Here is a 14,029-nt window from a genome sequence, read left to right as displayed (position 1 = left end):
TGAGGAGTTGTGCGGTGCCGAAAGAGTGAAAAGCAACAAATAAAATACATTAGAAATTAATTGAATTGACATTTTTTACAAATGCAGCTTGAAATATTGATATAGCATATGGTAACATTGAATATATAAAATATGAAAATATTGACGGAAGATTGTTGCTTTGATGGTTTTACAAAAATAAAAAGACTCTTTCGAGCCTTTTTATTGCCGCACAATGCGGGCATACAATTTCGGATAATCCTTATTTGCACTCACCATGTAAGTTTGTAAACTTATGGTAACATAAAGGATAAAAAAGATCAAGGGTATAGAGAAGGAAATAAAGTACATGAAAGAGAAAATGGAATACTATTTAGGTCTTGACATGGGAACCAATTCAGTCGGATGGGCTGTAACAGATAAAGAATATCGTTTGATGCGGGCGAAGGGAAAAGATTTGTGGGGAGTTCGTTTGTTCGAACGTGCTAATACAGCTGAAGAACGGCGGGCATATAGGATTAACCGAAGAAGACGTCAGCGGGAAGTAGCTAGAATTGGAATTTTAAAAGAATTATTTGCCGATGAAATTGCAAAAGTTGATGCTAATTTTTTTGCACGCCTGGACGACAGTAAATATTATCTTGATGATAGACAGGAAAATAATAAACAGAAGTATGCGATATTTGCTGATAAAGATTACACGGACAAAGAGTATTTTAGCCAATATCAGACAATTTTTCATCTGAGAAAAGAACTGATCATGTCAGATCAACCTCATGATGTTCGTCTTATTTATCTGGCGCTGTTAAATATGTTTAAACATAGAGGCCATTTTTTAAATAAAACGTTGGGAACCTCGGAATCATTAGAATCGTTTTTTGATATGTATCAAAGATTAGCTGTATGTGCGGATGGAGAGGGAATCAAACTTCCAGAAACGGTGGATTTAAAGAAATTAGAACAGATACTTGGAGCACGTGGATGCTCTAGAAAGGCAACATTGGAACATATATCTGAAATAATGGGGATTAATAAAAAGAATAAACCAGTTTATAGCCTCATGCAGATGATATGTGGACTTGATACTAAAATGATAGACCTTTTTGGGCAGAAGATTGATGAAGAACACAAAAAAATCTCTCTTTCATTTCGAACGTCCAATTATGAAGAAATGGCAGAGGAAGTCCGTAATATGATAGGGGATGATGCATTTGAACTTATATTGACAGCAAAAGAAATGCATGATTTTGGCTTGCTGGCGGAGATTATGAAAGGATATTCATATTTGTCAGAAGCGCGGGTGGCTGTCTATGAAGAGCATCGAAAGGATTTGGCTAAACTGAAAGCCGTCTTTAAACAATATGACCATAAGGCATATGATGAAATGTTTCGAATCATGAAGAATGGTACTTATAGTGCCTATGTTGGAAGTGTAAATAGTTTCGGTAAAATAGAGAGAAGGACAGTAAAAACTTCCAGAGAAGAATTGTTAAAAAATATAAAGAAAATTTTAACAGGGTTTCCAGAGGATGATGCTACAGTACAGGAATTTTTGGGTAAGATAGATTCGGATACACTTCTCCAAAAACAACTGACAGCTTCTAATGGAGTGATTCCAAATCAGGTACATGCAAAAGAAATGAAGGTCATTTTGAAAAATGCAGAAAAATACCTTCCATTTTTAAGTGAAAGAGATGAAACAGGATTAAGTGTATCAGAAAAAATAATAGCTCTGTTTACATTTACGATCCCGTACTATGTTGGTCCTCTTGGGCAGCAACATTTAGGAAAGGAATGTGCACATGGCTGGGTAGAGCGAAAAGAAAAAGGTACTGTGTATCCATGGAATTTTGAACAAAAGGTTGATTTAAAGGCAAGTGCAGAACATTTTATAGAAAGAATGGTAAAACATTGCACGTATTTATCTGATGAGCAGGCATTGCCAAAACAATCATTGTTGTATGAAAAATTTCAGGTATTGAATGAATTAAACAATTTAAAAATTAGAGGAGAAAAAATATCGGTAGAATTAAAACAGCAGATATATCAGGATGTCTTTGAACATACTGGGAAAAAAGTATCGATGAAGCAGTTGGAAAACTATCTGAAGTTGAACGGCCTGCTTGAAAAAGACGAAAAGGACGCAGTTACAGGAATAGATGGTGGTTTCCATAGTTATTTGTCCTCTTTAGGAAAATTTATAGGAATTTTGGGAGAAGAAGCCCATTATGGTAAAAACCAGAATATGATGGAAAAAATTATATTTTGGGGGACAGTATATGGACAGGATAAAAAATTCCTTCGCGAACGGTTAAGTGAAGTTTATGGAGATAGATTGTCAAAAGAGCAGATTCGTCGTATTACTGGTATGAAATTTGAAGGATGGGGACGACTTTCTAAAGAATTCCTGTTACTGGAGGGGGCTTCTAGAGAAGAAGGGGAGATTCGGACATTGATTCGTTCATTATGGGAGACAAATGAAAATTTGATGGGGCTTTTAAGTGAACGATATACATATAGCGAAGAAGTACGAGAAAAAACGCTTGAGTGTGAGAAGAGCCTTTCTGAATGGACGATTGAAGATTTGGAAGGAATGTATCTGTCAGCACCGGTTAAGCGCATGGTATGGCAGACTTTGTTAATTGTAAAAGAGCTTGAAAAGGTGCTGGGATGTGCTCCACGACGTATTTTTGTGGAGATGGCACGCGAAGATGCGGAGAAAGGAAGGAGAACAGAATCACGAAAGCAGAAATTGCAGAATCTTTATAAAGCAATTAAAAAAGAGGAGATAGACTGGAAAAAAGAGATTGATGAAAAAACAGAGCAGGCATTCCGCAGTAAAAAATTATATTTGTATTACCTGCAGAAGGGGCGCTGTATGTATACGGGCGAGTCTATTCGATTTGAAGATTTGATGAATGATAATTTATATGATATCGATCATATTTATCCGAGACATTTTGTGAAGGATGATAGTTTAGAGCAGAATCTGGTGCTGGTAAAGAAGGAAAAAAATGCACATAAAAGTGATGTATTTCCGATTGAGGTGGATATTCAGAAAAAGATGAGTCCGTTCTGGAAAGAACTGAAAGAAAGAGGTTTTATATCAGAAGAAAAGTATATGCGTTTAACGAGGAGGTATGGCTTTTCGGAAGAGGAAAAAGCAGGTTTTATCAATCGGCAATTGGTGGAAACAAGACAGGGAACAAAGAGTATTACAGAGATATTGGGACAAGCTTTTCCAGATGTGGATATCATATTTTCAAAAGCGTCGAATGTGTCGGAGTTCAGACATATATATGGATTGTATAAGGTTCGCAGTATAAATGATTTTCATCATGCACATGACGCATACTTAAATATAGTGGTTGGAAATACGTATCATGTGAAATTTACGAAAAATCCGTTGAATTTTATTCGGGAAGCAGAAAAGAATCCGCAGAATGCAGAAAATAAATACAATATGAACCGGATGTTCGATTGGACAGTAAAAAGAGGAAATGAAACGGCATGGATAGCAAGTTCCGATAAAGAAGCAGGTAGTATTAAAATTGTAAAGGCTATATTGGCAAAAAATACACCATTAGTTACTAAGAGGTGTGCGGAGGCACATGGAGGAATAACCAGGAAAGCAACTATCTGGAATAAAAACAAAGCTGCTGGCAGCGGATATATTCCGGTTAAGATGAATGATGCAAGACTTTTGGATGTTACAAAATATGGCGGTTTGACATCTGTATCAGCTTCGGGGTACACTTTGCTGGAATATGATGTAAAAGGTAAAAAAATAAGAAGTCTTGAGGCGATTCCAATTTACTTGGGACGAGTGTCTGAATTGACAAATGAGGCGATTTTGAAATATTTTGAAAAGGTGCTGATAGAGGAAAATAAGGGAAAAGAAATAATAGAACTTCGCATTTGTAAGAAGTTTATTCCGAGAGAGTCGTTAGTGCGATATAATGGGTATTACTATTATCTCGGAGGAAAATCAGTGGAACAGATTGTATTGAAAAATGCGACACAGATGGCATATTCAGAAGAAGAAACATGTTATATAAAAAAGATAGAAAAAGCTATAGAAAAAACATATTATGAAGAAGTGGACAAAAATAAAAATGTGATTTTGACAAAAACTAGAAACAATGCAATGTATGATAAATTTATTATAAAATATCAGAATTCAATTTATCAGAATCAAAGTGGTGCAATGAAAAATTCTATTATTGGAAAAAGAAATGAATTTTTAACATTATCATTGGAAAAGCAGTGTAGAATATTGAAGGCACTAGTAGAATATTTTAGGACAGGAGATATTATTGATTTGAGAGAATTAGGAGGTAGTTCACAGGCAGGAAAAGTGGCTATGAACAAGAAAATTATGGGAGCAAGTGAATTAGTGCTAATAAGTCAATCTCCAACAGGTTTATTCCAACAAGAGATTGATTTACTAAAAATATGAGTTGGCGTACTGTTGTAATATCATCCAATGCCAAGCTGGATTACCAGCTTGGCTACATGGTAGTACGAAAGGATGTTACAACAAAAATTCATTTGGGAGAAATTGGAATGCTGATGGTTGAGTCAACATCTGTATCGATTACAGCAGCGTTATTATCCGAATTGGTAAAGCATAAAATTAAAGTGATATTTTGTGATGAAAAACGGAATCCAATTTCAGAGTTAATTCCTTATTATGGGGCACATAATTCTAGTGCAAAGATAAAGAAGCAGATGAGTTGGACGGATGAAAGGAAAACCACTATATGGACTGAAATTGTATATGAAAAGATACATAAGCAGGCAGAATTTTTACAGGAGTTAAGGCGGAAAGAAAGTGAGCTGCTTTATAGTTATCTGAATGAGATAACATTTGGTGATACAACAAATAGAGAGGGTCATGCTGCAAAAGTATATTTTAATGCTGTTTTCGGAAAAAATTTTACCAGAACGGCAGAAAACAATATCAATGCAGCATTGAATTATGGATATAGTATTATTCTATCCCTGTTTAATCGGGAAATTGTGTCAAATGGGTATTTGACACAATTAGGTTTATTTCATGATAATATGTTCAATCCGTTTAATCTGGCTTCTGACTTAATGGAGCCGTTTCGAATTTTGATTGACCGGAAAGTATATCGAATGAAATTAGACGTATTTGAACATGAACAGAAGATGGAATTAGTGAATATCTGTAATCAGGAAGTTGTTATTAATAAAAAAAGAGAATTAGTTAGCCAAGCGGTTAAAATATATTGCCGCAGTATATTTGATGCATTAGAGGAACAAGATGTTTCTTTGATTCGGTTTTATACAAATGAGTTATAGGTATATGAGAATTTTAGTGATGTTTGATCTTCCGGTTATTACAGATACAGATCGAAGAGAATATCGGAAATTTCGGAAATTTTTGATTTTAAATGGATTCCTCATGCTTCAGGAATCTGTATACTGTAAAATTGCACAGAATTCAGTGGTTGCAGATGGCATTGTAGAAAATATAAAGAAAAACAAACCACAAGCTGGATTGGTTCAAATGTTGAAAGTGACAGAAAAGCAATATTCCAAAATGGAGTATATCGTAGGTGAATCGAAATCAGAAGTATTAGATGGTGATGAAAGGCTGATAATTTTATGAAGTTAGTTCATGCGCCGTATCAGTTGAAAATTGATTTTCATGAAAATAAAGTACAGGTATTGGTTCTGGAGCGTGCAGAAACATTTGCGGAACTGGTGGGGGAATTGTTTGCTCAGATTTCTGGGGAAGAAGGGCAGTTTCTACTAGCAGATCAAAAGGAAATGAATTTAGATAAGTGTACAGAAATTGTAGTAAATCCATTTTCATTTGAGATAAATAATCGGAAAAATTTAAATAAACTTTATCAGGAAATGCATATGATTTCACAGGAAGAATACTTTCTTTCAAAGAGTATGCTGAATACGGAAACAGTGCGTTATTTGAATGATATTAGTCAAAAGTTGCCGTATGCAATTCAATTTGTAACAGATTTGAACGAGGTGGAATTATTTAAAATATATGATGTTAAATTGGAAGATAAGTTCAGTTCATTGTTGGAAAAATTGACAGAGTATTTGAAAATATTGGCGCTTTTGAGGAATATTAGACTGGTTGTATTGGTTAATCTAAAAGATTATTTGAGCAGTACCCAGGTGAAGGAACTGTATAAAACAGTATTTTATTATAAAATAAATGTTTTGTTAGTAGAATCTTCACAAAAAGAACGGTTGAACTGTGAAGATTATCATATATTGGATGAGCAGGATTGCCTGATTGAGTTTTAAGTGGTAAAATATACAACGTGGTATTAGAAATATAGGCTTACAGCATATGTCAGTATGTAAAAGTTCGGTGAGAACCGTAAAATTTTTAAATTTGAGGTTTGAGAACCATGTAAGTTTGTAAGGATCTAAAACCTGCCGAATCAAACAGTCCTCCTACAAGTGGTTTGAGAACCATGTAAGTTTGTAAGGATCTAAAACCCATAGGGGGATTAATATGTCACCCAGCACGTTTGAGAACCATGTAAGTTTGTAAGGATCTAAAACATGCTTTTGCTGAATAAACCTGTCCTTGCAGTTTGAGAACCATGTAAGTTTGTAAGGATCTAAAACTCGTTCGGAATAAAAAAGGTAAGACGGTAGTTTGAGAACCATGTAAGTTTGTAAGGATCTAAAACTGTCGATTGCAGAGTATAGCAAAGTATAGGTTTGAGAACCATGTAAGTTTGTAAGGATCTAAAACTAACTCTTTTTCGTCACTTTCCCGCCACTTGTTTGAGAACCATGTAAGTTTGTAAGGATCTAAAACTGATTTTACTTGCCATGTAGATGTAAATTGTTTGAGAACCATGTAAGTTTGTAAGGATCTAAAACTTCTTTTACTACTAAAACATCATTAGCTAGTTTGAGAACCATGTAAGTTTGTAAGGATCTAAAACCAAAATACACAAGATAATAATACACAGCACGTTTGAGAACCATGTAAGTTTGTAAGGATCTAAAACGAGGAATTCGACGAAGGCGTCATGTATCGTGTTTGAGAACCATGTAAGTTTGTAAGGATCTAAAACTTAAAAACGGCGGCTACGCCACCGACGTAAGTTTGAGAACCATGTAAGTTTGTAAGGATCTAAAACATTTTCTACAATAGCTCTACAAGTAAGAAGTTTGAGAACCATGTAAGTTTGTAAGGATCTAAAACTTTTAGCACTTAGCCAATCACGCAACATAAGTTTGAGAACCATGTAAGTTTGTAAGGATCTAAAACTTTGCTGGGATTGTTACAAAGGTTTGGGGTGTTTGAGAACCATGTAAGTTTGTAAGGATCTAAAACGATAAAGTTAGGAAAATACGCAGAATCTTTGTTTGAGAACCATGTAAGTTTGTAAGGATCTAAAACGAGCACTCCTAGACAGTCCTACAGCCTTTGGTTTGAGAACCATGTAAGTTTGTAAGGATCTAAAACATCAATGATGAATCATTACCAGATACCAGAGTTTGAGAACCATGTAAGTTTGTAAGGATCTAAAACTATGGAATGTTTAGCGTTTATCGTTGGATTGTTTGAGAACCATGTAAGTTCGTGAAAATCGAAAGCATTTTTAAGAATATAGTAGAGATTCTAAGTCATAAAAAAGATATGTGCAATGTCCAATCATAGGGCGATTAAATGCCTGAAAAATGATAGTATCATTCTCCTTATGAGGATAAATCCAGGAGGAAAACAATGCCATTAGCCAACCAAAAATCTTATACCATAGAAGATATATACAATCTTCCCGAAGGCGCACGCGCCGAATTAATTGATGGTTCTCTTTATATGAGGGCGTCGCCCAGCCGGGTGCATCAGGAGATAGTGGGAGAACTGTTTGGGGTTATAAGGGATTATATCAAGAAGGAAAATGGTTCCTGCAAAACTTATGTGGCGCCGTTTGCTGTCTTTTTAAATCAGGATGATCGAACCTATGTGGAACCGGATATCAGTGTGATATGTGATTCGTCCAAGTTAAATGATAGGGGGTGTCTGGGAGCACCTGATTGGATTATTGAAGTGGTTACACCGGGAAGTCAGCGAATCGATTATATGATTAAGCTGTTTAAATACAGGGCGGCAGGTGTAAAGGAGTATTGGATTGTAGATAAAAGTAAAAACCGGATTATGGTATATAATTTCGAACAGAATGACATGGGTGAATATACGTTTTCCGATATTGTGTCAGCGTGCATTTATGAAAATTTAAAGATTGATTTCTCTGTAATCGATGAGAGTTAACAAGAATAGAATAAATGGTAGATTTTAAAGAATAAGAATGGGCTTGTCACATTAGCAAATATATTTTGCTAAGTGAAAGCCCATTCTTTTTGAAAAGGCGTAAAGTTCTTCCCCCCTCTGTTTCGCGTTTCATATCCGATATATTTACAATTCCCATCCAACTGACTATAATAAAGAATGCCCGTTTGTCTGCAAAGGCGCGGAACCATATCCATCTGCATCAGGGCGATATGACAGAAAAATGAACTTAAAAGAATGGAAGAAAGAACAATGGATGTAATTGAAAAATTTGGAAATAGGGTGAGCAGCCAGGCGCTTAAGGATCCGGAAAAAGCGCGTCGGCTGCTTCTTGCGGGATACCGCCTGCAGGAAAAGAAGCTTCAGTTTTTGCCGGATCGGGGACTGCCGTCGTCGGGACAGTATGTGGCGCGGGTGGTTATGAAAAATATCATTCAGTCGCTGTCGGAACCGGAGAATGCGGCGATGGTCAGCATATTTGTGCCGGGAGAGCTGGTGATGGCGGCAGGGCTGACGCCGTACTCAGTGGAGGCGATGTCCTGTTTTATGGCGGGAACGAAGTGTGAGCAGACGTTTCTTCGGAAAACGGAGGAAGAAGGATTTCCGGAGACGATGTGTTCGTACCACAGGGTGTTTCTGGGGGCGGCGCTGACGGGGATTCTGCCAAAACCGAACTGCATGATTTATACGAACCTTGCGTGTGATGGAAATATGATGACGTTTCCGTATTTAAAGGATAAATTTGAATGTCCAGGCTTTTATATTGATGTTCCGTATGAGAAAAACCGGGAATCGGTTCTGTATGTGGCGGATCAGCTGCGGAAATTGAAACGGTTTCTGGAGGAGACGACGGACAGACGGATTTCGGAGGAAACAGTGCGGAGTGCGGTAGATAACAGCCGGAAAGCGGCGGCGAATTATAAAAAACAGCTTGCCCTGCGGTGTGCGCATGACCCGGTGACCTCTCTGACGAATGAATTGTATGCGCTTTTTATGTGCCATCTGATGGCTGGCTCAGAGACGGCGGTTACCTATACGGAAAAACTTCTGCGCGATGTGCGGATGTCACCGAGGGGAGATGGTCTTTCGGTAATCTGGATGCACATCATGCCATTTTTACAGGAGCCGGTTAAGGATATTTTTAATTATAGTAAGAAAATGCACATCCGCGCTTGTGATTTCATCGCAGATGGTTTTCAGGAGATGCATGCGGAAGACCCGTATGAGGCGATGGCAGAGAAAATGGTCTATTGCATTTACAATGGCAGTGTGAAACAGAGAGTTGAGGAAGCGGAACGGCTTGCCAGGATCACGGAAGCGGATGGTGCTGTTTTATTTGCCCACTGGGGCTGTAAGGGAACGATCGGTGCATCCAGCCTGATTAAGCAGTCCTTAGAAAAGACAGGACTTCCGACGATGATTCTCGACGGTGACGGCTGCAACCCTGCCAATACAAGCGACGGTCAGGTATCGACGCGGCTTCAGGCGTTTGTGGAAATGCTGGAAAAGGGCAAGGAGGAGAAACACGCATGATTTATTACGTCTGTAAGTACACCCCGATTGAGCTGTTCCGGGGGTTTGGAGAAGAATGTTATGTTTTGGAGGAAATGCCGGAAAATTTCGAACAGTCGGATCAGATTGCACATGCAAATCTGTGCGGCTTTGGAAAATCGGTCATTCAGGCAGTGCTGGAAGGAAAGGTTGAACAGCTGGTGCTGGTAAACTGCTGCGATTCGATGCGGCGCGTTTACGATATCGTGGAGAGCACGGGAAAATGTAAGTTTTTATATATGCTGGATCTGCCGCATGATGATAATGAATGTGAAAAAGTGAAATTTGCGGGCACGATCCGGAAGCTTAAAAAGGCATATGAGGCATATTCCGGGAAAGTGTTTGATAAACGCGCTTTTATCAAGTCCTTTATTACGCCGGAAATGAACACGGAGCCGTACATTGGTGTGCTGGGCGTGCGGGTCAGCGGCATTCTGGAGGATATGATCCGGGACAATATCCAGATGGATGTGGAAAATCTGACCTGTACGGGTGGTCGGAAACTGTCGGTCGTACAGGATGAAATGTGGAATATGGAGGAAGAGGAGCTGTTTCTTTCTTACGCGGACGTCCTGCTGGGACAGATGCCGTGTTTCCGCATGAACCGTTCGATCCGCAGAAACCGTCTGTATCTGGATCCGAATTTAAAAGGAATTATTTATCACACGATCAAGTTCTGTGATTATTATGGATTTGAGTATGCGAGTATCAAGCGGGATATCAAGGTTCCGCTCCTTAAGATTGAGACTGATTTTACGAGCCAGAGCGCGGGGCAGCTTTTGACGCGCATTCAGGCATTTGAGGAGACGATCGAGGGATCAGAGGATATGGATCCGGGAAAAGGTATCAGTGAGGAGGCAAGAAAGAAGATGGAGTCGGGCATTTTTTATGTAGCGGGAATCGACAGCGGTTCGACAAGTACGGATGTGGTCATACTGGATCAGGATGGAAAAATTAAATCGACGATGATTATTCCGACCGGCGGCGGTGCGATGATGAGCGCCGAGAAGAGTCTGGATCTGGCGATTGAGAAAGCGGGAATTAAGAAAGAGGAGATCGTGCGGATCGATACGACCGGATATGGACGATCCTACATTGACAGCGGGGATGACAGCATCACGGAGATTACCTGTCATGCCAAGGGCGCAAATTATCTGAATCCGAATGTCCGCACTATCATCGACATTGGCGGGCAGGATATCAAGGCGATCAGCATCGACGGACAGGGAGCCGTGAAAAATTTCCTGATGAATGACAAATGTGCCGCCGGAACGGGACGTTTTCTGGAAATGATGGCGAAAACGCTGGGACTTTCCCTGGAGGAAATGAGTGTGAAAGGGCTGGAATGGAAGCATAATATCGTGATTTCCAGCATGTGTACGGTGTTTGCAGAGTCGGAGGTCGTGTCGCTGGTGGCACAGAATAAGGATGTGGCAGATATTATCCACGGTTTAAATGTGTCAGTTGCCTCAAAAGTCGGCGCGTTGGCAGCCCGCCTTGGAAAGGATCATCCAGGCGAATATATGATGACCGGCGGTGTGGCGAAGAACCAGGGTATCATCCAGGCATTGGAAGAGAAGCTTGGTGCTAAACTTTATATCTGTGATGAGGCGCAGCTCTGCGGTGCGCTGGGAGCGGCGCTATTTGCTTATGAGAAATGTAAAGGCAGTGCGGAGGAAACGCGATGAAGCGGCAGGGTTAAAACACTTGTATCGATATTTTCGTCAGATATTCACTGGGAGAGGCTGTGGCCAATTCGTCGATCACAGCCTCTTTATAAGAGTATTTGCCGGTTTTAAACTTGTGTTCATCGGTCCAATCAAAGAGTTTTTCGTAGGTGGCTTTCGAGTCATAGTAATTTCCCATTAAGTAAGCAACCACGTAGGTTCCGGCCGGTTTTAAGTGATAGGGGTGATTTTTCGGTTTTGTTATAACTTTTGTGAAAAAATAAGCATAGGTATCCAGATGATTTTTTCGTAAATCTGCCACATCAAGCATGGCACCATAAGGATGACCGGCATTTAGAGCGTGGGCATTGCAGTAACCGATGTGGCGGCAAAGAGCCTGGATGATTTTCTGATGGTCATCTGTATGAATCGGATCGCTTAGAATCAGATATTCTTCCGGTGTCGTCTCGAGAAAAATACGACCATTTTTATTTTCTGTATGGAAGAATAATTCATCTTCTGTGTATTCTGCCTGTTTCTGATTCAGTGATTCCTGGAGTGATACCAGGGATAATTTTATATGATTGGACTGTAAAGTGAATAAAAATCCAAGAATGCATCTACATTCTGAAATCAGAAATCAAATTAAAACATTATAATCTTCGATGCCTCGTTGGGAAGCCAACGGGGTATTTTTTTACCCAATCAGGCTGTATAGGACACCTCATTTTTGATGTCTTTGGACGGTGCGGGAAGCATTACTGATTGGAATCCTTATATCTATGATATAGCTTTTTGCAATACAAAAAGACTTTACATATGGCTATAAAAATCAACTGTATTCCAAGCGGAACCTTCCCCCATTTTCTGGAACACGAAAAAGAAGAAACGCTTTCGGTCTATCTGGAGGCCGTCAAATGGGCGCTTCTGGAAGAATGAATATGTCCGAAAAAATGTTGGAATTATAATAATATTAATCGAAAAAATGTGATTTATAATAAAATAATGTCCGCAAAAATGCTGTTTAGCAATGGAAATATGCCCTGAAAAGTGTTAAGATAGAATACAGATGCTTTTGGATGTATATGTTGCGCAGGAGGTTTCTTAATGGAAAGAGAGCTGTTTACGAAACTGGAACGATGGATGAATAAAAAGAACAGAAAGCCGCTGATCATACAAGGAGCGCGCCAGGTCGGAAAAACCTGGATTATGAAGGAATTTGGAGCCAGGTTCTATGAAAATACAGTCTATATCAATTTTGATAATAATAAAGCAATGAAGGATGTATTTGACCTAGACTTTGACTTAAAGCGGATCCTTTCTGCAATCAAAATTGAGTACGGAAAGAGTTTTCAGGCTGAAAATACATTGATTATTTTTGATGAGATCCAGGAAGCACCAAAGGCGCTGGCATCTTTAAAATATTTCTATGAGAATGCACCGCAGTATTCTATCATTGCAGCTGGTTCCCTGCTCGGTGTTGCATTACATCAGGGAACATCCTTTCCTGTTGGGAAAGTTGATTTTTTAAAATTATGCCCTATGAGCTTCAATGAATTCATTTTGGCAGTTGGTGAAAAGGGGTTGCATGAAGCGTTGAGGTCCCAAGATTATGAACTGATCAATGCATATGCCGGGAAATATACGGATTTGTTAAAAAAGTATTATTATGTGGGCGGAATGCCAGAAGTAGTCCAGACATATATTGATTCCGATGATCTATTTGAGGTACGTGAGATCCAAAACAATCTTCTGCAGTACTATGAAGAGGATTTTAGCAAACATGCGCCAAAGGAAGTTGTTCCGCGCATCATGATGGTCTGGAATTCGATTCCTTCCCAATTGGCTAAGGAAAATCGTAAGTTTATGTATGGAGCACTACGAGAGGGTGCACGGGCAAAAGATTTTGAACTTGCAATTCAGTGGTTGGAAGATGCAGGGTTAATCCTGAAAAGCTATAGAGTATCAAAGCCAGATATTCCACTGATTGCGTACATGGAAATGAACAGTTTTAAAATGTTCATGTTCGATGTGGGATTGTTAACAGCAAAGGCCGGACTATCAGCAAGACTTCTATTGGAGGGAAGCCGGATCTTTGAAGAATTCAAGGGGGCACTTACGGAACAGTATGTTGCACAGGAGTTGCACGCTGCAGGATATCCGCTTTATTATTTTGCAACAGCACGATCAACTGGAGAGATAGATTTTATGTTGCAGGGAGATTTAGACTGCGTTCCGATTGAGGTGAAGGCAGAACAGAATCTCCGTGCCAGGAGTTTGAGGGCATTTTGCGATAAATATAAGCCGGGCATGGCGATTCGTAGCAGTATGTCAAATTATAAGCAGGAAGACTGGCTGACAAATGTTCCGTTATATATGCTTGCGGAATATTTGAAAAGAACAATATATGTGGTAAGCTGATAACAATTTACCTCAAAACCAACGGGGTATTTTTTGTTCTGAATCAGACAATACAGAAGTTCGCGCTAAGCGAACTAATGAAATGGAGGTTCTGGGTCCC

9 protein-coding genes and 1 CRISPR repeat array are annotated in these 14,029 nt (G+C 39.1%); of the genes, 8 read left to right on the top strand and 1 reads right to left on the bottom strand.

What is annotated here, in order from left to right; genetic code table 11:
* Nucleotides 1-328 precede the first annotated feature (328 nt).
* The 7 genes from cas9 to DW720_RS10000 all read left to right on the top strand — a co-directional run bounded on the left by cas9 (nucleotide 329) and on the right by DW720_RS10000 (nucleotide 11,529).
* Complete coding sequence (cas9, locus tag DW720_RS10030) at nucleotides 329-4,438, top strand: type II CRISPR RNA-guided endonuclease Cas9 (protein ID WP_243023777.1); 4,110 nt, start codon at nucleotides 329-331, stop codon at nucleotides 4,436-4,438.
* Nucleotides 4,435-5,307: a type II CRISPR-associated endonuclease Cas1 gene (gene cas1, locus DW720_RS10025; protein ID WP_118743152.1), complete on the top strand. Its 873-nt coding sequence runs from the start codon at nucleotides 4,435-4,437 to the stop codon at nucleotides 5,305-5,307. The genes cas9 and cas1 overlap by 4 nt, the downstream gene beginning before the upstream one ends.
* 4 nt (nucleotides 5,308-5,311) lie before the next feature.
* Nucleotides 5,312-5,617, top strand: coding sequence for a CRISPR-associated endonuclease Cas2 (gene cas2 / locus DW720_RS10020; RefSeq protein ID WP_118684667.1), 306 nt, complete (start codon nucleotides 5,312-5,314; stop codon nucleotides 5,615-5,617).
* A complete protein-coding gene (gene csn2 / locus DW720_RS10015) occupies nucleotides 5,614-6,282 on the top strand; it encodes a type II-A CRISPR-associated protein Csn2 (RefSeq protein WP_118743153.1) in 669 nt (222 codons plus the stop codon). Before cas2 ends, csn2 begins: the two co-directional genes overlap by 4 nt.
* 96 nt (nucleotides 6,283-6,378) lie before the next feature.
* Nucleotides 6,379-7,597: a CRISPR direct-repeat array (repeat unit 36 nt; unit sequence GTTTGAGAACCATGTAAGTTTGTAAGGATCTAAAAC).
* Between the two features lie 129 nt (nucleotides 7,598-7,726).
* Complete coding sequence (locus DW720_RS10010; RefSeq protein WP_118743154.1) at nucleotides 7,727-8,272, top strand: Uma2 family endonuclease; 546 nt, start codon at nucleotides 7,727-7,729, stop codon at nucleotides 8,270-8,272.
* Between the two features lie 270 nt (nucleotides 8,273-8,542).
* Nucleotides 8,543-9,823, top strand: coding sequence for a 2-hydroxyacyl-CoA dehydratase family protein (locus DW720_RS10005; RefSeq protein WP_118684663.1), 1,281 nt, complete (start codon nucleotides 8,543-8,545; stop codon nucleotides 9,821-9,823).
* Nucleotides 9,820-11,529, top strand: coding sequence for an acyl-CoA dehydratase activase (locus tag DW720_RS10000; RefSeq protein WP_118743155.1), 1,710 nt, complete (start codon nucleotides 9,820-9,822; stop codon nucleotides 11,527-11,529). Before DW720_RS10005 ends, DW720_RS10000 begins: the two co-directional genes overlap by 4 nt.
* Before the next feature lie 10 nt (nucleotides 11,530-11,539).
* Here the strand turns inward: DW720_RS10000 and DW720_RS09995 are convergent, their stop codons facing one another.
* Complete coding sequence (locus DW720_RS09995; protein WP_147355511.1) at nucleotides 11,540-11,830, bottom strand: hypothetical protein; 291 nt, start codon at nucleotides 11,828-11,830, stop codon at nucleotides 11,540-11,542.
* Nucleotides 11,831-12,615: 785 nt separating this feature from the next.
* On the opposite strand from DW720_RS09995, the gene DW720_RS09990 reads away from it, so the two are divergent.
* Entirely contained in the window at nucleotides 12,616-13,929 is a 1,314-nt protein-coding gene (locus DW720_RS09990) for an ATP-binding protein (RefSeq protein ID WP_107001083.1), read from the top strand.
* Nucleotides 13,930-14,029: the final 100 nt, after the last annotated feature.

This window comes from Clostridium sp. AM27-28, assembly GCF_003480955.1.
Lineage (GTDB): Bacteria > Bacillota > Clostridia > Lachnospirales > Lachnospiraceae > Otoolea > Otoolea fessa.
The sequence above is the reverse complement of the archived record's forward strand: the minus strand, read 5'-3'. Positions and strand labels throughout refer to the sequence as shown.